This window comes from Actinocatenispora thailandica, assembly GCF_016865425.1.
Taxonomy (GTDB): domain Bacteria; phylum Actinomycetota; class Actinomycetes; order Mycobacteriales; family Micromonosporaceae; genus Actinocatenispora; species Actinocatenispora thailandica.
The window spans coordinates 3,607,140-3,632,835 of sequence record NZ_AP023355.1; the positions used below are offsets into that span (position 1 = coordinate 3,607,140).

Sequence of the window (25,696 nt, forward strand, 5' to 3'; positions counted from 1 at the left end):
CCGGCACCCCGACCCGCTGTCCGGGCGGCGAGGTTGGCGGCGATCGGTACGCTCACCGCATGCAGCCCCAGCAATCGGACGGCGTACCGGCGTTCACGCCACCGGACCCGACCGCCCGGCGCCGCGTGCCGGCGTGGTTGATCTTGGTGCTCGTGCTCGGGGTCGTCGTGGTGGTCGGCGGTGCGATCACGGCCGTGGTGCTGGTCCGGCGCTCGTCCAGCGACGGGCCGATCGGCGTCGGCGACCACAGCGGGCCGCGCACGCTCGACCACTTCGTCGGGCTGCGCCCGGTCGGCGCGTCGCATCCCGCGCCCTGCAAGGGCGACGACCTGCCGGGCAAGGACACGACCGGGCAGGCGCTCTGTTTCCGGCTCGACTCCGGGATGAGCCTCAGCGCGGTGCAGGATCTCAGGGTCGAGCCGAGCCCGTACGGGGGCGGCGTGCTGATCCAGATCTCGCTGCGGCCCGCGGACGCGAAGCGGTTCGCCGACCTGACGAAAAAGATCTCGGCAGCCTCGCCACCCGGAAACCAGCTCGCCATCGTGGTGCGCGACGAGGTGGTGTCCGCCCCGGTGGTTCAGGACCCGATCGCCGGCGGCGAGCTGGAGATATCCGGTGGTTTCGACGCCGACCAGGCCACCAACCTGGCCAACAAGATTCTCACCTGACCCGGGCACCGGCCCGGGCCGGCTACGACGAGGCCAGCGAGCCCAACCCGGCCCGCAGGTCGTCCAGGCTCATCGCCGGGCTCACGTCGATGCGGGCCCGCATCGACGTCCACATCGGCTCGGTCAGCGACACCAGCTGGGACGGGTCGGCCAGGTCGAAGACCAGGATCCCGCCGCGGCAGCCGTTCATCGGGAAGAAGTAGGCCGCCTCCGGCTTCAGCATCTCCAGCATCCGATCGAGGCCCTTCTGCAACGCGCCGTCCTTGAGCAGGTCGTTGCCGGCCCCGGTGTCGATCTCGAAGCGCATCACGGTACGCATCGCCATCACCGCCTTACCGATGGTGCCCATGATCCCGCAGGCACGCGGGTCACGAACACCGGCCGAGCGGGCGGCGAGGCGGGCCGATCGGTCCCGCCCGATCGGGTGCCCGTACGCCGGCGACACCCCGGCTTCCGGCCGGGGCGCCACGGCGGCACCGTTGCCGTGCCTGGGTTCACGCCGGTGGCTGGCGGTACCGGGCGACCATCCTGGTGTACTCGTACGGTGCCTGTCGCACGCCGCTGCACGTGTCCGGCAGGTCGGACCCGTCCGCGCGGCACTGCCGGTCGCGGTTGACGTTCCAGAACGTGAGGCGCCCGATCCGGTGCCGGTACGCGTAGCCGAGCACCTGGCGGAAATCCTGCAGCGTGATCACCTCGCCCGGGTCCTCGTTGACGCCGGCCAGGCTGGACAACCCGATGCGCCGGTAGGCCTCGCGGTCGCTCATCCCGTACACGTCCCGAACGACGGCCTGCATGCCGTTCATCGCCCGGATCGACGCGTCGCCCATGTCGATGGCTCCCTTGCCGAACCAGAACGCCATCCCCGCCCAGGCGGTCACGTCCAGCCTCGCCGCCCGGGCCTCGTGCACCAGCGCGACGCCGTTGCCGCTGAACCCGGTGTCGAACACCGGCACCGTCAGGTACACCCTCAGGCCCGGGTTGCGGTCCTGCAGGAGCCGGAGCGCGGCGACGTTGCGCTGCCGCGCCGCCGGGTCGGCGAACTCGGCACCCTCGATGTCGAGGTCCACCGCCGTCAACCGGTACGCGTCGATCACCCGCTGGTAGGCGTCGGCCAGCGCCTGCGCGGTGCCGCACGCCTGCCCCAGCTTGTCCTCGCCACCGCCGCCGAGCGAGGGAATCACGTCCCCGCCCGCCCTGCGAATGGCACCGATCGCCTTGCTCGGAGCCGATTCCGGGTCGAGCGAGGCGCCCCCGTCCCACTGCGGGGAGCAGGTGGTCGCGTCCGGCGCGACGACGAACGCCAGCGTGAACCAGCGCACGCCGGTCCGCCGCATGATGTCCACCGGGTCCGGCCGGTTGTACGAGTCGACGTAGTAGTACGGCGCCGCGGCGATCGTGCCCGGCGGGGTGGCGGGCGCCGCCGGGTCGGACGCATGGGCCGGCGGGGTGGCGGGCGCCGCCGGGTCGGACGCATGGGCCGGCGGGGTGGCGGGCGCCGCCGGGTCGGACGCATGGGCCGGCGGGGTGGCGGGCGCTGCCTGGTCGGACGCGTGGGCCGGCCCGGCGGCGGCCATCGGGAGGGCGGCGGCGACCGCAGCCGCCGTCGCGGCGAGTCGCCGCAGGTGCCGGCCTCGGGCCGGCCGGGCCAACTCGGCGCGGGGGTAGCTGGTTTTCAACGCACACCCTCAACATGTTGGAAATATACGGGTGCCCGGAGTCTATTGCCTTGCGCAAGGCCTGCCCCGGTACGAGCGCGAAGTCGCCCGGATACCCGCTCGACCGGGTCATCCTCTGGTGCGCGGTTCGGCGACGACGCCGGGTCGCCCACGGCACAGCCAGGTCCGGACCGGCCGGATCACCCGATCCGGTCCGGCGTCACCGACCGACCCGGGACGCGAGGTGACCTCGTGCCCGGCCGAATCGTCACCGCGACCCCGCGGCCACCAGCGTCGCGGTGATCGGTTCCAGCGCGGCGACCAGCTCGTCGAGTTCGGCGGGCGCCAGGGTCTCGTACGGCGCGGCGGCGAGCTCGTCGGTCAGGTCCTCGATGCGTTGTTTGGTCGCGCGTCCGGCGTCGGTGAACCGACCGTCCGCGTCGACGAGCCCCCGCTCGCGCAGCCCGTTCATGACCGCGGCCAGCCGCTGCTTCGGCAGGTGGTGGATGCGCCCGAACGACTCCGGCGGATGGACGCCCATCTGCAGCGCGGACAGCACGTGCGCCTCGGTACCGCCGATGCGCGCGCCGACGAGCGCGGCGATGTGCCCGTCGCCGCGGTGCTCGCGCAGCATCGTCGCCGAGTGCCACAGCCGGGCCACCGGGTCGGCCGGCACCGGCAGGGTACGCATCCCCGCGTACATGACCCGCCCCTCGGTGGGTGCACTGGTCGCGGCCTTGGTGGTCAGATCGGCGGCGCGCACCAGCCCCGGGGAGGCGGCCAGTTCGGCACCGAGGATGCGCCGCAGCGAGGCCGCGCTGCCCCGCTCCCGGGCCGCCACCGACGCCTCGGGCGGGATCGTCTCCCACGCACTCGGGATGTGCCGCGCCGCCTCCCCGTCGGCGAAGTTGTAGAACGCCGCGTGGACGACCTGCGCCGGCACCCGCCCCAGCGGCGCCGCGCGGCTGGCGAAGTAGCCGTCCCAGTAGGCGCGGTGCCCCAGCGCCGCCAACGCCTCGTTGCACTCGTCGGCGAAGAACGTGACCAGGCAGATCGGCTCCAGAAGCTCGAACATGCGCCGAGCAGTGTGCGTCATGGCCACATCATGTCCGGCCCACGCCAGCGCCCTGCCCAACAGCTACCGAACGCCCACCTACCCAGCACAACGTGCGAACCGCGATGACGGACAGGGCCGTTCGGTAACGGGCAACGCCCCGATCCGAGATCGGACCGGGGCGTTGTACCTGGTGCGCGGTACAGGGATCGAACCTGTTCCGCGTCAGTTACCAGCAGCGAGGTCCGATGCAGCCTTCACCGCAGGTCAGCGGCCTGGCGCGTCATGATCAGGTCGCGTCTGGCTGGGCTCGTTGCGGTACTTCTCTGCTGTACATCGACCCGCCCGGCCTTCGCACAGAGCCTCGCTCGGCACCGCGCGGGACAGACATCGTCAACTCTTGACCGCCAACATGACCAAGCTCGTTACGGTCGACACGAGCCCGCCGACCGATACCAGCGTGGCGAGCCCCTCCTTGGGCGACACCCACAGACCCCGATTCAACGCCCGCCACTGGTGCGGAACGATCGTCATCTTCAACTTCTGCAACTTGTGCTGCCGATAGCTGCAACCCAGCAGCAGCCCGCGAGAGTTGTTCCGGCACAGCGAACCATCGCGGTTCACCGCGCAGCAGAACACCGGCGCCCGGAACAGAAAGAACACCATGACCAGCACCGACAGCACGACCAAGGCCAATGGACCGACCGCCGACGTCCACCACGCCGTGATCAGCAGAAGCAACACAAGGTAGCCCCAGTACTTCCCGATCCCCTTCATGGACCGGACTCTATCTACTAAACGGGACACCGAGTGCACCCAGTGTCGTCAACGCGACACAAACCGTGCATCTTCTCCAAACGGCTTACCGCGTCGACCAAGAACCTGCCGGTTCCGGGCCCTCACTCTCAGCGTTGCCCACTGCTTCCCTCTACCCCTCCCCACCTGCGACGTTAGCCAACCATCGAGCCTTCTGGTTGCCCTCAGTTCCCATCACTTCCCATCCAACGACATGGGTTACCTATGGCGCGCCAGGAGGTCGCTTGAGCCAAGCACCCTTCGCCCGACCCACCGCCGCCCGCCTCGCTGATCTGCCCAAAAAGTGGATGAGAATGTCTACGGACGAGCGTATAAGAGCGTGTCTCACTTGGTGAGGCGGTTGTAGCAGATCAGGGCGGCGGCGAGGCCGAGGAACAGGTGGGGGTAGCGCTCGTAGCGGATGGTCAGGCGCCGTCGGCCGAACAGCCAGGCGATGCAGCTTTCGATGATCCAGCGGTGTCGGCCGAGTTTGTCGGATGGTTCGATTCCACGGCGGGCGATCCGCGGCGTGATCCGGCGCTGGCGGAGCATGGCGCGCAGGTGTGGGAAGTCGTAGCCCTTGTCAGCATGCAGTTTGTCGGGTCTGCGGCGCCGCCGGCCGCGACGGGACCGGATCGCGGGGATGGCCTGCACCAGCGGCTCCAGAGCAAGGCTGTCGTGGGTGTTGGCCGCCGAGATCGCGACGGCCAGGGGCAGGCCGGTCCGGTCGGCCAGCACGTGAATCTTGGAGCCCTTCTTGCCCCGATCTACAGGGTTTCGCCCGGTCAGCGCGCCCCCCTTTTCGCCCGTACCACCGCGCCGTCGGCGACCACCCTCGACCAGTCCACCTCACCCGCGGCGCCGAGCTGGTCGAGGACAGCCACATGCAGCCGCCGCCACACCCCGGCCCGCGTCCACGCCTGGAACCGGCGATGCGCCGTCGGCGTGCTCACCCCGAACTCTGCCGGCAGATGCCGCCACGCACAACCCGAGGTCAGCACGTACACGATCGCCGTGAACACCGCCCGATCGTCAACTGGACGCAGCCCACCACCCTGCCGCCTACGCTTCGGCGCCGGCAGCAACGGCGCCACGATCTCCCACAACCCGTCCGGAACAAGCCGCTTCGCAAGCCGATCATCCACAGTGGATGATCATCACACCTGATCAGGCGCCAACCAAGTGAGACACGCTCTAAGTCTAATCGAGCACAATACCAGGAGGTGCCGTGGAGCGTCGCATCCCAATGCAAACCATGAAGTTCCCGACCCAAGACGCAAGTGACGCTGCGATGGAAATCCTCTATCTCCAAGAGGTCGCCAGGCAAGCGACTATCGGCAGCGAGGCCATCGTGAAAGCTCTGCGTCTCGGACTGAATCACGACTCCCGCGATCCAGAGGTTTGGGCATCTATTCAGACTTCATTGTTTGCATGCATTTGTGTAGTTAGATTGATCTACTCATCAGATCGGATCCTTTGGCAGCCAACAAATGGGGACCGACACCATGCGCGGGCAGTGTCGACCAACCGATCGGATCGCATTAAAGATCTTCTAGACATGGGAGATGACTCACCTCTTCTGCAAGTTGCCGAAGTTCGAAACGCATTTGAACATTTCGACGAAAGACTCGATCAGAGGATCGATTCAGGAGCCGAGTGCGTCAGCGATTGGTACATATCAGACGGTACCGTCATGATGACGCCGCAGAACGGCCACCAAACCGCGGTGGGGTTACGCATCTTTTACCCCGAAGGTGGACTATTGCTCTTCGATGACCAAAGGGTCGATCCATATTCCGTTGATCTTCAATTGATGTATCTCCAAAAGAAGACAGCAGAAAAAATCCGAGAAATTGAGCAACGGGTTAAAGGATCAGGCCGATTCAGCCCGGGCCCCATAGCAACTCTCATGAGCCGCGAGGTTGCCGAAGACCGCCGCCGCGAATGGCTTCAGAAGCGTAAAAGCGCCATGATACAAATTAAGGAACTACCTGTGGTCAGGCTTCCAGATAGCTGACTCGTCTCACTGCAAGCCACTCAAGCCATCCCGTCGCCGTCGTCCCACCGTCTGGGGAGCGGGCCGGTTTCGGGGCCGCCACCTGCCGACGGCCTGGACGTGCCCGCCCACGCTGGCGGCCCCGGCGGCGGTCTGCTCGGCTGTGCCTGGGGCGACGGTGACGGGATGGCGGCCAGTGACCACCCCGCAACCCGCCGGCCGGCCAGCGGTCCCCGGCCACCTTGGAGCCTGAGCGCCCCGCCGGAGGCGCCGTAACCGGCACCGCCTGACGACCGCTGTCCGGCGGGACCGCCCGGCGTGCCCCCGCCGCCCGGCGCCGGCGGTGACCGGCGCGGCAAGTAGCCACGATTCGAGCGATGGGGCCGCACGGCGGCGGGGCATGATGACCAGCATGGACTGCTTCGCAGGCGAGTGTTGGCTGGACTGGTGGGCCAACTCCGCCACCAACCTTGCCGGCATCGCTGTCTCTGCGGTGATCGCCTCAACCTCGGATGGCTGGGATGCACATGCTTACCTGGTCAACCCTGACGACCGGAAGACCTTCGCCTTCCTGTACGGCCTGGATCCGCTGTTCATGCTGCGATTCCAGGACGGGAGCACCATTCCAGTCACCGCCACGCTCACCGACGACCGGCTCACCCTCACCGAGCAAGCCGAATCGCTGTAGCTGGTGAGTGCGCAACTGCTACGACTGCTGGCGTTCCACCGCACCGTTTTCCAGGTAGAGCGACAGGCCAGCGCGACGCGCTTCCTCGGCTGCCGTGATGCGCTGGACGAGGCGATCGATCGTGTACTTGGCAAGGTCATTCGGCGCGATGTACTCGTAGCGGCTGATTTCGCCGTCCGGAAATCGGATCGCGTCGTGCTGTTCCGGGGTGAGTCGGCCGCCCTCGAAGATGAACAGCATCTTGTCGCCGTCCTTCTTCGTGGGCGCCCAGTCCGCGACCAGCAGCCGCCCGATCCTCGGCTCAATCCCCAGTTCCTCCCGCACTTCGCGGGCGCAAGCATCGGCCGGGCTCTCGCCTGGTTCGACGTAGCCGCCGGGGATGTCCCAGTAGTTCTTGTACGTGGGTTCGACCAGCATGACCCGGCCGGCGTCGTCCACGAACAGAGCACCAGCGGCCATGGCGGCACGCGTCGGGTTGTGGGCCGGAGCCTCTACGGCGAACATGGCCATCAGAGTACGTCCAGAGTCGATCGGCTACTTGTCGACATGGACACGGCGGGCGAGCTGTGCCGGCGCGTGGCTCGGCTCGCTCTTGCCTCGCCGGATCCAATCTTGGATCGTTTGCCGGCTGATGGCACAGGTCGCAATGACGATGAAGGTCTACGCGCAGGCCACCTCGGCGAAGACCCGGGACGCGCTCAAGCGACTGGGGAGAGCCTGGGTGAGTGACCTACTGCTGTACTTCGTAGCTGGCAACGCCCCGATCCGAGATCGGACCGGGGCGTTGTGCCTGGTGCGCGGTACAGGGATTGAACCTGTGACCTCTTCCGTGTCAGGGAAGCGCTCTCCCGCTGAGCTAACCGCGCGAGGTGGGAGCGGGAATCGAACCCGCGTACAGGGCTTTGCAGGCCCTTGCCTAAGCCACTCGGCCACCCCACCGGGTGTCCCGGCACCGCCGGGCGAGGGACGAACGCCACGCGGGCGCCGCATCCGAGCGGACGACGGGATTCGAACCCGCGACCCTCACCTTGGCAAGGTGATGCGCTACCAGCTGCGCTACGTCCGCACGTCGCCGGTGCTTGCTGCCCCGGCGGCGAGTGAAACTGTAGCCGATCGCTCGGTACCGGCCAAACCCGGGGTCGTACCGACTCCCCCGGCATCGAACAGCACCGATGCGGTCGTTCATCCCGGCGTATCGGACAATCCAGCACAGCCACGAAGATCGTCGACCTTGCTGGTGACGCGGCGCGCCGTGGCGCCGGTCACCGGGATCGGTTGACCGGTACGGCGGGAGATCTCGGCCGGCAGGAACCGGGTGCCGGTCAGCGTGCCACCGGTCAGCGTCAGTCGCAGCACCCCGGTGTCGTTGCTGTACGCGTCGTCTCGCCACCACAGGAAGTTGCCCAACCCGTAGTCGACGTAGGTGCGACCCTCCCAGCCGGCGCCGAGCAGCAGGTGTGCGTGGGTGCCGACCACCGCGGTGGCGCCGGCCTTCGCCATCGCCGCGGCGAAGCTGCGCTGGTCGGCGATCGGGCAGTGGTTGCCCTCCTGCCCCCAGTGCGGGTAGACGATCACCGCGTCGGCCCGCTTCTTCGCCGCCCGTACCGCGGCGACCGCCTTCGCGGTGTCGAACGTCTCGGCGATCCCGGACCGGTCCGGCGTCGCCCGCCACTGCTGTGCGAGTTCGGTGATCTGGCTGAACGCCAGGAACGCGATCCGCACCCCGCGCACCGTGGTGATCCACGGCCGGTACGCGGCCGCCTCGTTCGCGCCCGCCCCGATCACCGGCATCCCCGCCGCCTTGGCGTAGCGCAGGGAGTCGGCGAGGCCGGTACGGCCGTAGTCCATCGCGTGGTTGTTCGCCATCGTGACCACGTCCACCCCGGCCGCCTTGACCGCGTCGAACGCCGCCGGCGGCGCGCGGAAGTGGAACTCCTTCGGCTGCGGCGTGCCGCCGGTGGTCACCGCGGTCTCCAGGTTCACGATCGTCACGTCCGCCGCCGACAGCTGCTTCGCGACCGGGCCGAACGCGGTGTCCGGGTGGTCGAGCAACCCGGCGGTACGGCCGGTGAAGTGCACGTCGCCGGCGAAATCGATGGTGATCGTCGGCGGCCCGGTCGGACTCGGGCTCGCGGTGGCGTGGGTACGTGAGGGGCGCGCACCGGCCGTCGACCGGTCGCCGCTCGACGAACACGCCGCCAGGGTGACCACCGCGACCGCGGCGGCCAGGTACCGCAGGACAGCTCGCATCGGCTCAGGCTACGCAGCTGCACCCCGCCACCCGAGGCGCCGTGCCGGGCTGGGCACCGCCGATCGTGGACGCACGCCGCCCGCGGCGCCCTGAACGAGTGCTCGACGACCCCGTTCGCCCACCCAGGATGGCAAGGACCGAAGCAATCTCGTGACCGAGACTTCCGCCGCGCCCGATCCGACCATGGAGGCCATCGGCCACGCCGTGGTCCTCGGGCGCGAGGGGAATCCTCACTGTCAGGCGAGGGGGCCGAGTAGCTCCGCGTAGGCGGTGATGCCGGCGACGTGGTGGACGATCTGGCGGATCGTCCAGGCGCCGGAGGCCGGGGCCGATGGTGCGTCGAGCGTCGCCGCCGGCAACCCGGCCAGCCGGGACCGGTAGCAGAGTGCCAGCCGCCGCAGCCGGCTCGTCGCCTCGTCCAGGTCCGCCTCGGTGAACCGGGCGAAATCGGCGTCGAGGGTGAGCCGGCGGCCGTGCCAGCGATCCGGCTCGGTGGGTACGCCGGCGAGCCGGCACTCGATCTCGGCGAGATGGTCGATGAGGTGGTCGGCCACCCGGCGCAGTGCCTTGTGCGGCGTCCAGGCGTTCCCGTCCCGTACGACGGGGCTCCCGTCGAAGGCGAGCCACGTCTCGGCGATCGCCAGCACCGCGTCCACCGCGTCCGGGATCAGGGTGGTCACGTCGCGTTCGTCGGTCTCGGGTACCGATCCGTCGTCGTCCTCGATGCTCAGATAGCGGGTCACGCCGCCAGACGCTACGGCCCGCACGCTTCGCCGCCGGCCGAAACGTGCCCGCGCTAGCGTGCAGGCATGAGTACCGAACCGGTCGGGTCGGCGACCGCCACCGGCGACGCACCGGCGCGGCCGGTCGGCGCCGGCGACGTGGACGTGGCCGCGGTGGCTCGGCTGATCGGCGAGCCGGCGCGGGCGGCGATGCTGGACGCGCTGCTCGCCGGCCGGGCGCTCGCGGCCGGCGAGCTGGCCCGCATCGCCGGCGTCTCCCCCGGCACGGCCAGCGAGCACCTGGCCCGGCTGCGCGACGGCGGGCTGGTCGAGGTGGTGGCCGCCGGCCGGCACCGCTACCACCGGCTCGCGTCCCCCGAAGTCGGTCAGGTACTGGAGGCGCTGGCGCTGGTCGGCCAGCCCAAGCCGGTGCGCACCCTGCGGCAGTCCCGGGCGAACGCCGCGCTGCTCGTCGCCCGTACCTGCTACGACCATCTCGCCGGGCAGGTCGGGGTCGCGGTGCACGACGCGCTCGTCTCCCGGGAAGCGCTGCGCACCGTCCCGAACGGGTACCAGCTGACCCCGGCCGGCGGGCAGCTGCTCACCGGCCTCGGTGTGGACGTGGCGGCGGCGCGCTCGGCGCGCCGCGCGTTCGCCCGGCCCTGCCTGGACTTCACCGAGCGGCGCAGCCACCTGGCCGGCGCGCTCGGCGCCGCGCTCTGCGCCCACTTCCTGTCCCACGGCCTGCTGGTACTCCGCGCTTCCGGGCACCGCGGCCTGCGGGTCACCGACGGCGGCCGGCGGATGCTCGCGGACACGTTCGGCATCACCGAGACCCAGTACCCGGGGGATCCGAGCTGACGCCGCAGGACCGTCCGGGCGGCCACCGACACGCCGGCTGGACCGATCCCGACGAGCGGCCACCACGGGCGTGGGCCAGCAACACGCCGGGCCCGCGCCCCGGGCTACTCCGGGCGCGGGGACTGGCGCAGCAGGCGGCCGACCGCGGAGTCCACGTCGAGGTAGCGGCTCTCCTCGCCGGTCGGCACCGCGGCGAAGGTACGCCGCAGGAACCGGACCAGGATCTCCCGCGGCACCTCGAACAGCGCGTTACCGTCGGGCGAGGACAGCGCGAGGGCGACCACGTCGCCGCGCGACGAGGACCACGGCCAGACCCGCACGTCGCCGATGCCGGTCGCCTCGGTCAGCCCGGACACCAACAGATCCCGGGCGAACGACCAGCTCACCGGGCCACCGGTGACGCCGTCCGGGTGGAACAGCACGTGCACCGCGTACGGGTCGGTCGGGTCGTAGCGCAGGCTCGACCGGACCGGGAGCATCACCGAGTCAGGGGCAACAAGCTGGAGTGAGGCTTCGACTTCGACGGTCGTCGGGTGCATCGGCGTCTCCTGGCCTGCTCGGCGGGAACGGCACGGTCCCGCGCTGACGGTAAGACCGGGGCCGACCGCGGGTCGTGACAACCCACCGACCGGTCCCGATCGTCGCTCTGTTCAGGTGATACCCCGTCTTCAGCCGGCGCATACGCCGTTGGCCACAACCTGGCAGAAGTTCGCCGGACAGCCCATCCGCGGTCGGGACAAAAGCGGCAGTGCACCGCCGCCAGCCCGGTACCGTCGAGGCAGTACCGGCGACCCAGGCCGGGTGACCGGCGAGGCGAGGTGAGCGGTGCCGGCGGAGACACGACAGCACGAGCAGCACCCGGCGACGGCCGCGGGCCACCCGCACCGGGAGCGGCACCGGCCGCGTCCGCTCGACCGGATCCGGGCCGCGCCCGGGGGACGCCTGGCGCTCAAGATCGGCGCCGGGGCCTTCGGCGGCGCGCTCGTCGTGCTCGGGCTGATCCTGGTGCCGCTGCCGGGGCCGGGCTGGCTCATCGTGATCGCCGGCCTCGCCGTCCTCGCCGTCGAGTACGCCTGGGCCCGGCACCTGCTGCGCTTCACCCGGCGCCAACTGCGGCGCTGGACCGACTGGCTGCTGCGTCGCGGCTGGCCGATCCGCCTCCTCGTCGGCACCGCCGGATTCGTCCTGGTCGCGGCCGTGATCTGGGCGTCCGTACGGGTCAGCTTCGGCATCGACCTCGCCGCCGTCAGCTGGGGGTATCTGAACACCTGACCCTGCCCTGCACCCCCATCGGCACCGTCGGGTACAGTTCTCCACGTCCCGGGCGCGATTAGCTCAGCGGGAGAGCGCTTCGTTCACACCGAAGAGGTCACTGGTTCGATCCCAGTATCGCGCACCACTATTTTTGCAGGTCAGAGCCTCAATCCCGGACATCGAGGATTGAGGCTCCGTTCATTGGGTCGCGCGGTTCGTTCGTTGCGTTGCACGCGGGTCCGAGACGGCGGTCGCCGGTGGTGCGGCGCCGATCGTCACGATCGCGTGCCCTGTCCCCGTCACTCCTTCTGCCAGGTGCCGAGGAAGTCCTGTCCGATCTGGGCGGAGCAGATGTTGTAGCCGCCGGACGCGTGCCCAGCGGCGACGACCTTGGTACCGACCAGCACCTCGCACGTGATGTCGCCACCGCTGTTGAGCTGCGCGGTGACGGCGTAGTACAGGGTTTTTCCGGAGTCGTCGCGGGGCAGGGACGCCTGCCACGGCACCGCGTTCGGGCCCTGCCGGCTATCCGAGTCGGACCCGTACGTGATGTCCACGCCCGAGGCGGTTCCGTCCACCTTGAACGTGACCGTGGCCGGCTCCGTCGAGCTCGGCGGCGGTGCCGGCGGGTGGGTGGTAGCCGTCTTCTTGGCGATCGGTTTCCGCTTTGTGGGCTGCGGCGACCGTTCGTGCTTCGTCCGGGTCGGGGTCGGGGATTCGGCCTTCGTGGCTGGCTTGCTTCCTCCGCAGCCCGTCATCGCGGTCAGCGCGACGAGCAGCGCCAGGGACCCGACCGCCGTGCCGAGTATCGACAGCGCCAGGTGCCTGCCCCTGCGCCTCCCCGAGCACGGCGGGGAAGGGCGGCCGGCCGGCGGTGTCGGTGGTGGTTGCTGTGTCATTTCTTCCTCCCCGGTAGGTCGTGAACAGGACCCGATGTCGGACCACTACCCTCTACAGTGGACAGTCAGTGGCCGGGGGCGCGCCAGCGTAGGCCGCACGCCGCAGCAGCGTCCCGACATGGCCGGCAGCGCAGCGAGCTCCGCCCGAACGGCGGGTCGCCGCAGCATCCGGCGCCGGCTGGCGGCGGGCCGGCGTGGGCCGGTCAGTAGGTGGACGTGGAGCCGGTGCTGGCGGCGCCGGCGACGAGCATCACGATGGTGATGCACAGCAGCGCGGCCGGGACGATGCCGATGTAACCGACGAGCAGGCCGGCGATGGCGGCGCTGCGGCCCTTCTTGTGTTCACCGCGGGTGTCACGCAGGGCGATGTGCCCGGTGACGATTCCGACGATCGATCCGACGCCAAAGGTGATCAACCCGAACAGCGCCGTCACCAGCGACACGACGGCGAGCGAGGACGTGGGCCGGTAGTCGCCGGTGGGTTGGTAGTTCACGGTCTGCGTCGGATAGTTGGCGGTGGCCATGGGTGACCCTCTGTTCCCACCGCCGTCGAACGAGGATCGCAGCGAACATGCCGGCGATGGAGGACACGCGCCTGCCTGGGTTGCCCGCCCGGTACGTCACACGCGGCGCGAACAACTCGCTACTCAGTGTGTTCTCACTGAGCACGGAAGGTATCGGTCGGCCGGTCGACCGCCCACGACGAACCGTGGACCTTCGGCTACCGGGTGGGCTGTCGTCGGCGCCATCAGGCCAGCTGGCACCGCCCGCACAGAGCCAGCTGCGGGCCCGATCGGCTATCCGAGGTCGGCGCTCTGGCCGGTGCCTGCGGTCAACGGCGGGCGTCGCGGAGGGTGTTGCGGGCGGTGCGGAGGATGGCCTCGTCGACGAAACGGCCGTCCGGCAGCGCCGCCGCCCCGGTGTCCTCGACCGCGAGTACCGCGCGGGCGGCGGCCAGCTCCGCCTCGGTCGGGGCGTACTCGGCGGCGATGACCGGCAGTTGCGCGGGATGGATCGCGGCGCGGCCCCGGAAGCCGACCCGACGCCCGGCCCGGCAGGAGGCGGCGAGCCCGGTCAGGTCCCGCACGTTCGGGTACACCGACTGGGCGGGCGCCGGGAGGCCCGCCGCCCGCGCGGCGACCAGTACCCGGGAGCGCGGGTAGGCCAGTCCGTCGTCGGCGTCGGCGGGCAGCCCGAGGTCGGCGCGCAGGTCTGCCTCGCCCAGCCCGATCGAGGCGACCGCCGCGTCGGCGGTCGCGATCCGGTACGCGCGTTCCACGCCCAACGCCGACTCCAGCAACGGATGCAGCGCGCGTCCGGGTAGCCGCGCGGCGACCACCCGGACGGTGTCCGCGTCCTCGATCTTCGGCAGCCGTACCCCGATCCCCCGCGGCAGGCCGGCGAGCATCGCGAGGTCGGCGTCGCCGGCGGCGGTGCGCACGTCGTTCACCCGTACCTGCACGTTCCGGTCGGTGATGGTGGCGAGCAGCCGGGCGGCCTGCTCGCGGGCGTGGCGCTTGCGGTCCGGGGCGACCGCGTCCTCCAGGTCGACCAGGACCACGTCGGCGTCACCGGCCAGCGCCTTGCCGACCCGGTCCGGCCGGTCCGCCGGCACGTACAGCGCGGTCAGCATCCGGCGCCCCGGTTCGGGAGCCGGTCGCCGCGTTCCGGGGCCTCGACGCGGTGCACTAGATCACCCCGGCGGCGCGCAGCGCGGCGACCTCGCCGTCCGGGTAGCCGAGTTCGGCGAGGATCTCGTCGGTGTCGGCGCCCTGGGAACGGCCGGTGAACCGGACCGACCCGGGGTGGCGGACAGCCGGAACGGTACGTTCTGCATGGCGATCGGGCCGAGGTCCGCGTCGTCGACCCGGACGATGGTGTGCAGCGCCGCGTACTGCGGGTCGGCGGCGATGTCGGCGGCGTCGTAGATGGGTGCCACGGCCGCCTGCGCCTGCTCGAACGCGGCGAGCACCTCGTCCCGGGTCCGGTCGGCGATCCAGGCGGCGACGGCACCGTCGAGTTCGTCGGCGTGCGCGACGCGGCCGGCGCCGGTGGCGAACCACGGTTCGCCCACCACGTCGGGCCGGCCGACCAACCGCATCACCCGCTCGGCGATGTTCTGCGCGCTGGTCGAGACCGCGACCCAGCGACCGTCGGCGCACCGGTAGGTGTTGCGCGGCGCGTTGTTCGCCGACCGGTTGCCGGTGCGTGGCTGAACGGTGCCCAGCTGGTCCCACTGGGTGATCTGCGGGCCGAGCATGGCGAGCATCGGCTCCACGATGGACAGGTCGACGACCTGGCCGGATCCCGTGTGGTGCCGGGAATGCAGCGCGGCGAGCACCGCGTACGCGGCGGCGAACGAGGTGATGCCGTCGGCGAGCCCGAACGGCGGCAGCGTGGGCGGCCCGTCCGGCGCACCGGTCATCGCGGCGAACCCGCTCATCGCCTCGGCGAGCGTGCCGAAGCCGGGCCGGCGGCGGTACGGGCCGAGCTGGCCGAAGCCGGTGATGCGGGCGAGGACCAGGCCCGGGTTGTCGGCCGCCAGCACGTCGTAGCCGAGACCCCAGCGCTCCAGCGTGTCCGGCCGGAAGTTCTCCACCACCACGTCGGCGGTGCCGGCCAGCCGGCGGAACACGTCCCGGCCGCCGTCGGTGGACAGGTCGAGCGTCATCGTCCGCTTGTTGCGGCCGAGTGTCTTGTACCAGAGGTTGTGGCCGTCGCGGGCGGGGCCGTGACCGCGGGCGGGGTCCGGCCGGCGCGGGTGCTCCACCTTCACCACGTCGGCGCCCAGGTCACCGAGGTGCATCGCGGTCAGCGGGCCGGCGAACAGGGTCGAGGCGTCCACCACCCGCAGCCCGTGCAGCGGCCCGCGGCCGGCCTCGGGATGGCCCGTTCCCCCGGGCGCCGGCGCGCCTCCGGCCGGACTGCGCTCGTCGTGCTCGGTCATGCCGCACCGCCGAGGAAGGCGTCGACCTGCGCCGCGGTGGGCGCCGAGTCGGACGCGCCGGGTCGCTGGACCGACAGTGCCGCCGCGGCCGACGCCCGCCGCATCGCGTCCGGCATCGCCGTGCCGGCCGCGAGCGCGCTCGCCAGTACGCCGACGAACGTGTCACCGGCCGCCGTGGTGTCGACGGCGGTGACCGGGAACGCCGGTACCGTCACCGGCTCGGCGCCGGCGGTCGCGTACACGGCACCGCGCTCGCCGAGGGTCATCAGCACGTCGCACCGCCGCGCGAGCACGGCGGCCGCCTGGTGCGGGTCGTCGACGCCGGCGATGATCGTCGCCTCGTGCTCGTTGGGTACCAGCAGATCCACCGCGGCGAGGAGTTCGTCGGGCAGCGGGCGGGCCGGCGCCGGGGTGAGGACGGTCCGCACGCCGCACGCCCGGGCGTGCGCCGCCGCGGCCCGGACCACCGACAGCGGCAACTCCAGTTGCAGCAGCAGGGTGTCGGCGCCGGCGATGACCGCGGCGTGCGCCGGCAGCAGCTCGGTCAGCGTGCCGTTGGCGCCGGGCACCACCACGATCGTGTTGTCGCCGCCGGCCGCCACGGTGATGTGCGCGGTGCCGGTGGGCGCGTCGGCGCGTACCACCGCGGTGGTGTCGACCCCGGCGGCGCCGAGCGCGGCGAGGATCTGCCGGCCGAGATCGTCGTCGCCGACCGCGCCGGCGAACCGGACGGTGCCGCCGGAGCGGGCGGCGGCGATCGCCTGGTTGGCGCCCTTGCCCCCGGGCACCTGCCGGAAGGTGTGGCCGGCGATCGTCTCGCCCCGGCCGGGCAGCCGGTCGGTGGTCGCGACCAGGTCCATGTTGGCGCTGCCGAGCACCACGACGTCGGCCATCAGTTGCACTCCCGTTCGTTGGCAAGGTTGTCCGCGACCGACAGGGTCCGGTCGGCGAGCTCGTCGAAGCCGATGCCGTCGAAGCCGGGCAGGCTGGAGGCGAGACGGTTGCGCAGCGGCGCGACCCAGCGGTCCGGCAGCGCACCGGCTCCGCTCAGCGCGCCGGCGATGGCCCCGGCGGTGGCGCCGTTGGAGTCGGTGTCCCAGCCGCCGCGCACCGCGCAGGTGATGGTCGTGGTGAAGTCGCCGGCACCGTAGACCAGGGCCGCGGTCAGCAGCGCCGCGTTGTTGAGCACGTGCACCCAGTGCAGTTCGCCGTACCGGGCGGCGATCGCGTCCACCGCGTCCTCGAAGTCGGTGTGCCGGGCCGGCAGCGCCCGGGCGAACCGGACCGCCCCGGCGTACCGGGAGTCCGGTGGTATCGCGGCGAGCCCGGCGTCGAGTACCTCGTCGACGCGGGTACCGGCGACCGCGGCCGAGCTGGCCGCGGCGACGAACATCGCCCCGTACACCCCGTTGCGGGTGTGGCTGAGCACCGCGTCCCGCCAGGCCAGATCCGCGGCGACGAGCGGCACGCCGGGGTGCACCCAGCCGTAGACGTCGGCGCGGATCTGCGCACCGATCCAGTCCCGGAACGGGTTGCGCACCGTCGCGGTGTCCGGCGGTACCTGACCGAGCAGCAGGTTGCGGTAGGCCACCCGCTCGGCGGTGAACAGCCGGCCGGCCGGCAGCTCGGTCAGCCAGGCCTGCGCGACGTCCTCGGTGGACAGTGCGGAACCGTGCCGTTCCAGCAGTTCCAGCGCCAGCAGCGCGAAGTTCAGGTCGTCGTCCTCGGGCATCCCGGCGATGTTCTCGGCCAGGCTGGTCGGTGCGCTGCGGCGGTTCCACGGCCACCGCCGGGCCACCTCCGGCGGCAGGCCTTCGGCGGTGAACCAGTCGGTCAGCGGCCACCGGCCGGTCGCGGTCAGGATCTGCCGGATGCCGGCCCGCGGGATCTTCTCCACCGGCTTGCCGAGCAGGCATCCCACCGCGCGGCCCAGCCACGCACCGTGCAGCCGGTCGCGGTACCCGGCCGCGCCGGCCACCGCCCGCCCGTCGCCCACCGCGCCGGGCTCCGGCGTCCGCACGCCGTCCGGTGCCGCACCGGTACGCAGCCGGCGGATCGCGGCGAGGTCGGTCGGCTCGGCGGCGTCGAGGGCGGCGGGGCGGCGGTCCAGCTCGTCCAGGATCTCGCCGGCGAGCGCCCGCAGCGCGGGCGTGGCCGGCCGCTCGGACGCGCCGGAGTGCAACGGCTCGGGGTCCCCGCCGGCGGCCACCCAGGACTCGCGCAGGTCGGTGACCTCGACGCCGTCGAGCACCGCCTGGGCGAGCCCGTGGCCGACCAGGTCCTCGGGCTGGACCCAGGTCAACCGCATCACGACAGCAGCCCGTCGTACCCGGCGTCGACGGCGGCCCGCGCGGCCCGGTCTGCGGTACGGATCCGGCGGGTCACCGCGGCGAGCCGCTCCCCCGGTGCGACCAGGTCGGTCCGGCTGGCCGTCGCGACCGCCGCGGCAAGGTCGGCGTCCACGGCGTCGCGGCCGTGCAGGGCGCCGGCGATGGCACCGGCCATCGACGCGATCGAGTCGGCGTCCCGGCCGTAGTTGACGCTGCCCAGCACGGCCTCCCGCCAGTCGCCCTTGGCCAGTACCAGCATGCCGAGCGCCAGCGGCAGTTCCTCGATGCTGTGCACCCGGCTGGGCCGGCGGGCGCCGAGCCCCTGGTCGCGGTAGTCGTCGCCGACCGTGTCGTACGGGCGGATCGCGGCGCGCAGCGCGCCGGACTCGATCGCCTCGGTCCAGTGCGCGAGCGTGCCGGCGGCGGTCACCACCGCCTCCACGGCCGCCCGGGTGCCGTCCTTGGCCAGCCGCAGCGCGGCGGCCACCACGTCGTCGACGGTGGCGCCGGGCGCCGCGGCGGCGGCCACGCTCGCGGCGAGCACCCCGGCCGCCTCCCGGCCGTAGGAGGCCTGGTGCGCGCCGGCGACGTCGATCGCCTCCGCGTACGCGGCGTCCGGGTCGGCGGCGTTGACGATGCCCACCGGCGCCATGTACATCGCCGCGCCGCAGTTGACCGCGTTGCCGACGCCCGCCTCGCGCGGGTCGGCGTGCGCCCAGTGCAGCCGCAGCGCCAGGTACTTCTCGGCGAGGAACACCCGTTGCAGCGGCAGCGCCGCCGCCTCCAGCTCCGGCACCCAGCGGCGCTCACCGAGCATCAGCGGTACCAGCCGGGCCGCCACGTCGTAGGCGGTCAGGTGGGTGCCGGCCTGCTCGTACACCTCGACGAGCAGGTGCGTCATCAGGGTGTCGTCGGTGACGTGGCCGTCGCCCTTGTGGTACGGGGCGATCGGGCGCGCGTTGCGCCAGTCGGCGAAGTACGGGCCGACGATGCCGTCCACCCAGCCGCCCCAGCGCTGCGCGATCTGCGCCGGGCTCCAGCCCTCCGTCGCGCCGCCCAGGGCGTCACCGACTGCGGCGCCGACGAGGCAGCCGACCGCGCGCGATTCGAGGCTCTCACTGGCCACGGGTGGTCCTTTCCACGATGTCGAGCAGGTCGACCCCGGCGAGCGTGGGGTCGCAGCAGCCGGCCAGGATCCGACACCGGTCGGTCCAGGACGGCGGCAGGTCGGCGGCGCCGCGTACCGCACCGAGCAGGGCGCCGGTGAGGGCCGGCGCGCTGTCGGCGAGCGACGGCAGGGCGGTCGCGGCGAGGATGGTGTCGATCGCCGGGGTACCGCTGCGCAGCGCCACCGCGGTCAGCGCGGCGGCGACCGGTACGGTCTGGGCGGCGGCGCAGCCGTAGCTGTACACCCGGTCCACCAGCTCGTCCAGCAACGGCACGGCGTCCGCCGGCGTACCGGCCGGGTCGACGAGCGCGAGCGCCCGCCGCAGCGTGCGGCCGGGCAGCCGGTCCGCCGGCAGCTCGTCGGCCAGCGCGGCCAGCAGCGTGCTCGCGGCGGCGTCTCCGGTCGGCGCGGCATCGGCGGCGACCGGCGGACCGGACCGCACCACCGGCGCCGCATCCGCGGACGGTGCTGGTGCCGCGTCCCCGGCCGGTGCCGCATCCGCGGACGGTGCCGGGGCGGGGGGCGGCGCGGCGGTGACGGCGGCGGCGATCGCGGCGGCGACGGCGCGCGCGGCGGCGATCCCGTCCCCGGCGTGCGTCACCTCGGCGTCCCATTCGGCGAGCGTCGCCGCGTGCGCCGGGGTCGCGCCCAGCACGCCGAAGCCGACCGCCCGGATCGCCGCGGCGTCGTCGAAGTGGTGCGGGTTGCGGCGGCCGGAGTCCGGCGGCGACACACCGCGGCGCAGGTTGTCCACGGCGGCGGCCACCGCGATCCGGCCGGCCGGGACCGTACCGTCGGTCACCGCCGCCGTCCAGTGCGCGTGCACCGTGGCGCGGTCGGTCGGCCGGGTCGCGCCGGAGCGCAGCAGCGTCCAGGCGACCCATTCGGCGTCGTCGCCGGGACCGAGCCGTAACGGCGTCGGGTCCTGGTTGAGCGCGAACGGAACCGGCAGCGTGGTCACCGACTCCGCCTCGGCGAACGCGTCCAGTTCGCGGCGCAGCCGGCGGGTCCAGCCGGGAAGCAGCCGGGAGCGGTGCACCCGGGCCGGCCAGCCGGCGGCATCGCCGACCGCGAGGCCCAGTACCGCGCCGCGACGGCGGTCCCGCTGGTGCGTGTCGGTGCGGTCGATCGGTTCGCTCATCGCGGTGCGGTCCTTGCCTCGGGGCCGGCCGTCGACGGCGGCTGCGGGGCTGCCGCCCTGGCAAGTCGTGCCTCGACGAGGCGGTCGGCGAGGTCGGTCATGGTCAGCCCGGCGACGACCTCACCCAGGCAGCGGCCGGTCACCGGGCCGATCGCGGCGGCCCAGTCGGCGGGGATGCCAGCCATCCCGCGACTCGCACCGCACAGCGCGCCGGCGATCGCGGCGGTGGTGTCCGCGTCCCGGCCCATCGCCACCGCGGCCGGTACGGCCCGGCGCAGCTCACCGTCCGCGGCGAGGAAGGCGCCGAACGCCAGCCCGACCGCCTCCGGCGCGAGGTCGGTCCACGGGTAGCTGCGCACCACCAGCGCGTCGAGCAGCGCGTCCGGCCCGGCGGCGGTACCGGCGGTGGCCAGCGCCGCCGCCGTCCACGAGTCGCCCGGTACGCAGCCGCGGGCCGCGGTGAGGACGGCACCGGGGCGGGCGCCGTCCAGGGCGGCGGCGACCGCGGCGGCGACCGCCTGGCCGGCGTACACGCCCTCGCCGTCGTGGCTGACCGCGCCGTCCACCGCGGCCAGCCGGGCGGCCGTGGCGACGTCGCCCGCCGCGTACACCCCGTGCACCGCGGCGCGCATCGCGAGCCCGTCGCTCCACGAGTGCAGGTGCTGACCGGACGCGGGCGGCCGCAGCCCGGCGCGCAGGTTCTCGATGGTGCCCAGTTCGCTGAACCCGGCGCCCGGAAACCCGCCGGACCGGCCGGCGAGGTGGCGTACCCACGCGTCGGCGACCTGCTCGCTGGTCAGCGCGGTGCCGTGCTCGATCAGCAGCAGCGCGCTGAACGCCGCGTACTCGGTGTCGTCGGTACCGGCCGGCTCGTCGCGCAGGAACCCGGTCACCGTGCCCCACCGTTGCGCGATGGCCGCGGCGGTCATGTTCTCCGCCGGCGCGCCCATCGCGTCCCCGATCGCGAGGCCCAGCAGGGTGCCACGAGCCCGGTCGCGGGCCGCGCCGGGGTCGGGTCCGGCCCGGCCGGGTGTGGGATGCCCGGCCGGCCCGTGGACGTCGTGCTCGCGGTTCAGTGTCCGCCCCCGGCGACCTGCTTCCAACCCTTGGTGAGCTGGTCGGTGAGCTTGCTGGTGCTGATGTCGTTCGCCAGGTAGCGCTGCAGCGCCGGGGTGGCGATCTGGTCCTTCCACTGCGGGTAGTCCTTGGCGTGCAGGTACGGCGCGTCCACGCTGTGCTCGCCGGAGACCAGGATCTGGTCCCAGCCGTCCTTGCCGCCGGTCTGCGCCCGGACCGCCTTGCGGGCGCTCGCGGTGGCCGGGATCAGCCAGTCGCTCTGCGCCAGCTTCGCCAGGTTGGCGTCGGCGACGAAGTAGTCGATGAACTGCGCCGCCTCCTTGACGTGCTTGGTCGCCTTGGACACCGACAGCGTCTGCGAACTCGCCGGCTGGGCGCTGGTGGTACCGGCCAGCGGCGGCAGCACCGCCCAGCCGAAGCCCTTCGGCGCCTGCTCCTGGATCTGCTGCGCCACGTACGATCCGGCCACCATCATGGCGTACTTCCCGGCGTAGAAGCCGGGCAGCACGTCACCGCCGGACTGCGTCAGGCTGGTCAGGTCGATCGACTTGTCGTCGTAGGCCATCGCGTGGATGCGCTGCGGCACCTGCAGCTCCGCAGTACCGACGGTGATGCTCGCGCTGTCCCCGGTGTTCCGGAACCACTTCCCACCGAAGTTCGCGGACAGGTTGAGCACGGTGGCGGCCGGTTGCTTCAGCCCCCACCCGACCCCGTGACTGCCCTTGCCGGTCAGCTTCTTCGCCATCGCCCGGAAGTCGTCCCAGGACAGCGACTTCCCGGTCGGTACCGAGACACCGGCCTTGCCGAGCGCGGTGGTGTTGGCGAACACCACGTAGGTCTGCTGCAGGGTGGGTACCGCGATCACCTTGCCGTCGACGGTCAGCGAGCTCCACACCCCGTCGGAGACGTTGTCACGCAGTGAGCTCGACAGGTACGGCTTGAGGTCGGCGAAGTAGCCCTGCTGGCCGAACCCGATGATGTCGGCGTTCTCGTCGTGGATGATGTCCGGCGCGGTGCCGCCGGCAAGCTGGGTGACGAGCTGGTCGTGCACGTTGTCCCAGCTGCCCTGGATCAGTTCGACCTGCACCTTGGGGTGCTTCGCGTTCCAGGCCTTGACGGCCTTCTTGGTCTGCGCGACGGTCGTGTCGGCGAACGCCAGCGACTGGAACTTCAGGTGCACCGTGCCGTTGGCGTCGGTGTTGTCGGAGCTGCTGCCGCCGCCGTTGGTGGCGCAGCCGGTCAGGGTCGCTGCCGAGGCCGCGAGCATCGCGGTCAGGGCCGTCCTTCTGTGCATCGGAGGGGTTCCTTCCTTCACCTGTGGCGGGGTCAGCCCTTGACCGCGCCGGCCAGCAGGCCGGAGGTCAGTCGGCGCTGCATCAGCGCGAAGAAGACCAGGCTGGGGATCATCGACAGCAGCGATCCCGCGGCGAGCGGGCCGAGCTGTACCTGGCCCTCCTGGCCGACGAAGCGGGCAAGCGCCAACGGCAGGGTGTTGAGCGTGGGATCCTGGATGAGCACGAGCGCGAAGAAGAACTCGTTCCAGGACAGGACGAACGCGAACATCGAGGTGGCTGCGATGCCCGGCAGCAGCAGCGGGAACACGATGGAGGTCAGGGTGCGCAGCCGGCTCGCACCGTCGGTCGCCGCCGCCTCCTCCAGCTCGGCGGGGATCTTCGCCACGTAGCCCTGCAGCATCCACAGGGCGAACGGCAGCGACCAGACCAGGTCGACCAGGACCAGGCCGACCAGCGAGTCGATCAGCCCGAACTGCTTCAGGATCAGGAACAGCGGCACCACGATCAGGATGATCGGGAACACCTGGGAGACGAGGATCCACCCCATCGCCACGCCCCGCAGCCGGCTGCGGAACCGCGCCAGGGCGTACGAGGCGGGTACCGACACGAGGATCACCAGTGCGGTCGTGCAGCCCGCCACGATCAGGCTGTTCGCCCCGGCCCGCAGCAGGTCCTGCTGCTCGATCGCGGACCGGAAGTTGGTCAGCGAGAACGACTCCGGCAGCAGGCTCGGCGACAGCGACGCCAGCTCGCGGGGTGTCTTGAACGACGTGGACAGCAGCCAGACGAGCGGGAAGCCGAGCAGCACGACGTAGCCGGCGAGTGCGAGGTAGGACAGCGCCCGGCCGACGGTGAGGCGACGTGGAGTCACTGGGCGGCCCGCCTTTGCGCACGCAGGTACACGAACATCAGCAGCACGATCACCGCGACGATCACCACTCCCATCGCGGCGGCCAGCCCGAAGTTGCCGTACTTGAACGCCTCGTTGTACGCGAACAGCATCGGCAGCATCGTCTTGCCGCCGGGCCCACCGGCGGTGAGCACGTACACCAGGCCGAACTCGTTGAACGACCAGATGAAGTCGAGCGTGGTGATGGCCACGATCACCGGGCGCAGCGAGGGCAGGACGATGTGCCAGAACCGGCGCCAGCTGCTGGCACCGTCGACCGCGCCGGCCTCCAGCACGGCCGGGTCGACCGACTGCAACCCGGCCAGCAGCACCACGGTGGTGGCCGGCATCCCCACCCAGACGCCGACGAAGATCACCGCCGGCAGCGCGGTCGAGAAGTCGCCCAGCCAGTTGACGTTGTGGTCGATGATGCCCAGCGTGGACAGGATCCCGTTCACCGGACCCGATCGCGGGTCGTACATCAGCTTCCACATGATCGCGATGATCACCGGCGGCATCGCCCACGGGATCAGCGCGAGCACCCGGGCGAACGCGGCTCCGCGCAGCCTCATGTTGAGCAGCAGCGCCAGCCCGAGCGCGAGCAGGAACTGCAGCACGGTCACCGAGACCGCCCAGACCAGGCCGATCCGGAACGAGTCCCAGAACAGCCCGTACGAGCCGAGGTCGGCGAAGTTGCGCAGCCCGACGAACGCGCCCGGCCGGCCGGCCGTGGTGTCGGTGAAGGCGAGGTAGATGCCCTGCAGCAGCGGCCAGACCGACAGCAGCGCCACCGGGATCAACGCCGGCAGGACCAGGATGGTGCCGCCCGCGTCGCGCCGGCGCCGGCGGGCCGCCGGCGCGGCGGGCGCCGGTACCGGCGGGTCGAGTGTCGCGTGCTGGCTCATCGGACCCCTTCCTGCGGTGCCGGGGTGGACGACTCGCGGACGGTCAGCCACGGGTCGACGACGACCCGCTCGGCGGGCCGGTCCGGGTCGGCGATCCGGTCCAGCAGCAGCCGGGCGGCGGCCGCACCGCGCTCGCCGGAACCGAGGTTGACGCTGGTCAGGCCGGGTGAGACGACCGCGGCCAGGTCGGTGTCGTCGATGCCGACCACGGCGAGCTCGTCCGGCACCCGGATGCCGCGCGAGTGCGCCACCCGCATCACGCCGAAGGCGAGCAGGTCGTTGGCGCACAGCACGGCGTCGGGTCGGTCGTCGAGCACCCGTTCGGCGATCTGCCGACCGGCGTCGACGGTGAACGCGCCGGCCGCGTAGCGCCGCCCGGCGCCGGCCAGCAGCCGCTCGTCGGCCCGGTCGAAACCGCGCTGTCGCGCGCTGCCCGGCACGGTGTCGACGGGACCGTTGACGAACGCGATCCGGCGCCGGTCGGTGTCCACCAGGTGCTGCATCGCCAGCTGCACGCCGGCGGCCGAGTCGGCCTGCACCGCGTCCACCGGTACCGCCGCGGGCGGGGTACCGATGACCACGGCGGGGTGCCGCAGCCGTTGCAGCGCCTGCAGGATCGGTTCGGTCATCCGCAGCGGGCTGATGATCACGCCGTCGGCGTAGCCGCTGGACAGCCCGTCCAGGATGGCGATCTCCTCGGCCACCTCGGAGTTGCCGGTGGACAGCAGCAGCCGGTAGCCGGCGTCCTTGACCACGGCGGCGACCGCGCGCATCAACCCGGTGTAGACCGGGTTGCCGACGTCCGGCACCACCAGGACGAGCTGCTCGGTGCGCCCGACCTTGAGCGACCGGGCCCGGGCGTCCGGGGTGTACCCGAGCGAGTCGACGGCGGCGCGCACCCGGGTGGTCATCTCGGGGCTCGCCGGCAGGCCGTTGAGGACCCGGGACACCGAGGCGACGGACACCCCGGCCAGGTCGGCGACCTGACTGAGCGTAGGGCGTGCGGACAGCGTCAACCCACCGCTCCTCTCCCGGATGACCAGCTGAAAACGTTCTTGTAAACGACTACAGCGGCAAGCTACCGCACGCCTCCGAGCA

Annotated in this window: 27 protein-coding genes and 4 tRNA genes; 6 read left to right on the plus strand and 25 right to left on the minus strand. The window is 71.9% G+C overall.

Annotation, left to right across the window (positions count from 1 at the left end):
* Nucleotides 1–59: 59 nt before the first annotated feature.
* Nucleotides 60–668, plus strand: coding sequence for a SecDF P1 head subdomain-containing protein (locus Athai_RS15990; RefSeq protein WP_203962218.1), 609 nt, complete (start codon nucleotides 60–62; stop codon nucleotides 666–668).
* 22 nt (nucleotides 669–690) lie between these two features.
* On the opposite strand, the gene Athai_RS15995 is transcribed toward Athai_RS15990, so the two are convergent.
* From Athai_RS15995 to Athai_RS16015, 5 genes are all read right to left on the minus strand, one after another.
* Nucleotides 691–1,017, minus strand: a complete 327-nt coding sequence (locus tag Athai_RS15995) for a hypothetical protein (RefSeq protein WP_203962219.1) — start codon at nucleotides 1,015–1,017, stop codon at nucleotides 691–693.
* A 145-nt stretch (nucleotides 1,018–1,162) separates the two neighbouring features.
* Nucleotides 1,163–2,347: a chitinase gene (locus Athai_RS16000; RefSeq protein ID WP_203962220.1), complete on the minus strand. Its 1,185-nt coding sequence runs from the start codon at nucleotides 2,345–2,347 to the stop codon at nucleotides 1,163–1,165.
* 247 nt (nucleotides 2,348–2,594) lie between these two features.
* Nucleotides 2,595–3,401, minus strand: a complete 807-nt coding sequence (locus tag Athai_RS16005; protein WP_239156964.1) for an SCO6745 family protein — start codon at nucleotides 3,399–3,401, stop codon at nucleotides 2,595–2,597.
* 372 nt (nucleotides 3,402–3,773) lie between these two features.
* Nucleotides 3,774–4,157: a hypothetical protein gene (locus tag Athai_RS16010; protein WP_203962221.1), complete on the minus strand. Its 384-nt coding sequence runs from the start codon at nucleotides 4,155–4,157 to the stop codon at nucleotides 3,774–3,776.
* 363 nt (nucleotides 4,158–4,520) lie between these two features.
* Nucleotides 4,521–5,320 (minus strand): IS5 family transposase gene (locus Athai_RS16015; protein WP_203962222.1). Its coding sequence is split into 2 segments (ribosomal slippage): nucleotides 4,521–4,970 and nucleotides 4,973–5,320, totalling 798 coding nucleotides; the frame shifts between segments, so codons are not numbered across the junction.
* Between the two features lie 83 nt (nucleotides 5,321–5,403).
* Here Athai_RS16015 and Athai_RS16020 point away from each other — a divergent pair.
* Nucleotides 5,404–6,192, plus strand: coding sequence for a hypothetical protein (locus tag Athai_RS16020; protein ID WP_203962223.1), 789 nt, complete (start codon nucleotides 5,404–5,406; stop codon nucleotides 6,190–6,192).
* Nucleotides 6,193–6,583: 391 nt separating this feature from the next.
* The gene (locus Athai_RS16025) at nucleotides 6,584–6,859 is read left to right on the plus strand and encodes a hypothetical protein (RefSeq protein WP_203962224.1); all 276 of its coding nucleotides are present in this window, start codon (nucleotides 6,584–6,586) and stop codon (nucleotides 6,857–6,859) included.
* Nucleotides 6,860–6,877: 18 nt separating this feature from the next.
* Here Athai_RS16025 and Athai_RS16030 read toward each other — a convergent pair whose 3' ends face one another.
* The 6 genes from Athai_RS16030 to Athai_RS16055 all read right to left on the minus strand — a co-directional run bounded on the left by Athai_RS16030 (nucleotide 6,878) and on the right by Athai_RS16055 (nucleotide 9,853).
* Nucleotides 6,878–7,363, minus strand: a complete 486-nt coding sequence (locus Athai_RS16030) for an NUDIX domain-containing protein (protein ID WP_239156965.1) — start codon at nucleotides 7,361–7,363, stop codon at nucleotides 6,878–6,880.
* A gap of 287 nt (nucleotides 7,364–7,650) precedes the next feature.
* Nucleotides 7,651–7,725: transfer RNA gene (locus Athai_RS16035), tRNA-Val, on the minus strand.
* 1 nt (nucleotide 7,726) lies between these two features.
* A tRNA-Cys gene (locus Athai_RS16040) sits at nucleotides 7,727–7,798 on the minus strand.
* 54 nt (nucleotides 7,799–7,852) lie between these two features.
* Nucleotides 7,853–7,925 (minus strand) — tRNA-Gly (locus Athai_RS16045).
* A 116-nt stretch (nucleotides 7,926–8,041) separates the two neighbouring features.
* Complete coding sequence (locus Athai_RS16050) at nucleotides 8,042–9,109, minus strand: CapA family protein (protein ID WP_203962225.1); 1,068 nt, start codon at nucleotides 9,107–9,109, stop codon at nucleotides 8,042–8,044.
* Between the two features lie 237 nt (nucleotides 9,110–9,346).
* Nucleotides 9,347–9,853: a DinB family protein gene (locus tag Athai_RS16055; RefSeq protein ID WP_239156966.1), complete on the minus strand. Its 507-nt coding sequence runs from the start codon at nucleotides 9,851–9,853 to the stop codon at nucleotides 9,347–9,349.
* Between the two features lie 66 nt (nucleotides 9,854–9,919).
* On the opposite strand from Athai_RS16055, the gene Athai_RS16060 reads away from it, so the two are divergent.
* Complete coding sequence (locus tag Athai_RS16060) at nucleotides 9,920–10,693, plus strand: ArsR/SmtB family transcription factor (protein WP_203962226.1); 774 nt, start codon at nucleotides 9,920–9,922, stop codon at nucleotides 10,691–10,693.
* 104 nt (nucleotides 10,694–10,797) lie between these two features.
* Here the strand turns inward: Athai_RS16060 and Athai_RS16065 are convergent, their stop codons facing one another.
* The gene (locus Athai_RS16065; RefSeq protein WP_203962227.1) at nucleotides 10,798–11,232 is read right to left on the minus strand and encodes an SsgA family sporulation/cell division regulator; all 435 of its coding nucleotides are present in this window, start codon (nucleotides 11,230–11,232) and stop codon (nucleotides 10,798–10,800) included.
* A gap of 286 nt (nucleotides 11,233–11,518) precedes the next feature.
* Here Athai_RS16065 and Athai_RS16070 point away from each other — a divergent pair, with 286 nt between their 5' ends.
* Together Athai_RS16070 and Athai_RS16075 are read left to right on the plus strand one after the other, a co-directional pair.
* Nucleotides 11,519–11,965 carry a PGPGW domain-containing protein gene (locus Athai_RS16070; RefSeq protein WP_203962228.1) on the plus strand — a complete coding sequence of 149 codons (447 nt, stop codon included), beginning with the start codon at nucleotides 11,519–11,521 and terminating at the stop codon, nucleotides 11,963–11,965.
* A 52-nt stretch (nucleotides 11,966–12,017) separates the two neighbouring features.
* A tRNA-Val gene (locus Athai_RS16075) sits at nucleotides 12,018–12,092 on the plus strand.
* 154 nt (nucleotides 12,093–12,246) lie between these two features.
* On the opposite strand, the gene Athai_RS16080 is transcribed toward Athai_RS16075, so the two are convergent.
* The 13 genes from Athai_RS16080 to Athai_RS16140 form a co-directional block, all read right to left on the minus strand.
* On the minus strand, nucleotides 12,247–12,525 hold the full coding sequence (locus Athai_RS16080) for a hypothetical protein (RefSeq protein WP_203962229.1): 279 nt from the start codon (nucleotides 12,523–12,525) through the stop codon (nucleotides 12,247–12,249).
* 524 nt (nucleotides 12,526–13,049) lie between these two features.
* Nucleotides 13,050–13,370, minus strand: coding sequence for a DUF4190 domain-containing protein (locus Athai_RS16085; protein WP_203962230.1), 321 nt, complete (start codon nucleotides 13,368–13,370; stop codon nucleotides 13,050–13,052).
* A gap of 308 nt (nucleotides 13,371–13,678) precedes the next feature.
* Nucleotides 13,679–14,479 (minus strand): HpcH/HpaI aldolase/citrate lyase family protein, encoded by an 801-nt coding sequence (locus Athai_RS16090; protein WP_203962231.1) that lies wholly within the window; start codon nucleotides 14,477–14,479, stop codon nucleotides 13,679–13,681.
* A 60-nt stretch (nucleotides 14,480–14,539) separates the two neighbouring features.
* The gene (locus Athai_RS16095) at nucleotides 14,540–15,793 is read right to left on the minus strand and encodes a CaiB/BaiF CoA transferase family protein (RefSeq protein ID WP_239156967.1); all 1,254 of its coding nucleotides are present in this window, start codon (nucleotides 15,791–15,793) and stop codon (nucleotides 14,540–14,542) included.
* The gene (rbsK, locus tag Athai_RS16100) at nucleotides 15,790–16,686 is read right to left on the minus strand and encodes a ribokinase (RefSeq protein WP_203962232.1); all 897 of its coding nucleotides are present in this window, start codon (nucleotides 16,684–16,686) and stop codon (nucleotides 15,790–15,792) included. Before rbsK ends, Athai_RS16095 begins: the two co-directional genes overlap by 4 nt.
* Entirely contained in the window at nucleotides 16,686–18,101 is a 1,416-nt protein-coding gene (locus tag Athai_RS16105; RefSeq protein ID WP_203965795.1) for an ADP-ribosylglycohydrolase family protein, read from the minus strand. Before Athai_RS16105 ends, rbsK begins: the two co-directional genes overlap by 1 nt.
* On the minus strand, nucleotides 18,101–19,249 hold the full coding sequence (locus Athai_RS16110; protein WP_203962233.1) for an ADP-ribosylglycohydrolase family protein: 1,149 nt from the start codon (nucleotides 19,247–19,249) through the stop codon (nucleotides 18,101–18,103). The genes Athai_RS16105 and Athai_RS16110 overlap by 1 nt, the downstream gene beginning before the upstream one ends.
* Nucleotides 19,239–20,432, minus strand: coding sequence for an ADP-ribosylglycohydrolase family protein (locus Athai_RS16115; protein ID WP_203962234.1), 1,194 nt, complete (start codon nucleotides 20,430–20,432; stop codon nucleotides 19,239–19,241). Before Athai_RS16115 ends, Athai_RS16110 begins: the two co-directional genes overlap by 11 nt.
* Nucleotides 20,429–21,535 carry an ADP-ribosylglycohydrolase family protein gene (locus tag Athai_RS16120; protein WP_275422483.1) on the minus strand — a complete coding sequence of 369 codons (1,107 nt, stop codon included), beginning with the start codon at nucleotides 21,533–21,535 and terminating at the stop codon, nucleotides 20,429–20,431. Before Athai_RS16120 ends, Athai_RS16115 begins: the two co-directional genes overlap by 4 nt.
* Nucleotides 21,505–22,803 carry an ABC transporter substrate-binding protein gene (locus tag Athai_RS16125; protein ID WP_203962236.1) on the minus strand — a complete coding sequence of 433 codons (1,299 nt, stop codon included), beginning with the start codon at nucleotides 22,801–22,803 and terminating at the stop codon, nucleotides 21,505–21,507. The genes Athai_RS16120 and Athai_RS16125 overlap by 31 nt, the downstream gene beginning before the upstream one ends.
* 32 nt (nucleotides 22,804–22,835) lie before the next feature.
* A complete protein-coding gene (locus Athai_RS16130) occupies nucleotides 22,836–23,675 on the minus strand; it encodes a carbohydrate ABC transporter permease (RefSeq protein ID WP_203962237.1) in 840 nt (279 codons plus the stop codon).
* Nucleotides 23,672–24,598, minus strand: coding sequence for a carbohydrate ABC transporter permease (locus Athai_RS16135; protein ID WP_203962238.1), 927 nt, complete (start codon nucleotides 24,596–24,598; stop codon nucleotides 23,672–23,674). Before Athai_RS16135 ends, Athai_RS16130 begins: the two co-directional genes overlap by 4 nt.
* Nucleotides 24,595–25,614, minus strand: a complete 1,020-nt coding sequence (locus Athai_RS16140) for a LacI family DNA-binding transcriptional regulator (protein WP_239156968.1) — start codon at nucleotides 25,612–25,614, stop codon at nucleotides 24,595–24,597. The genes Athai_RS16135 and Athai_RS16140 overlap by 4 nt, the downstream gene beginning before the upstream one ends.
* Nucleotides 25,615–25,696: the final 82 nt, after the last annotated feature.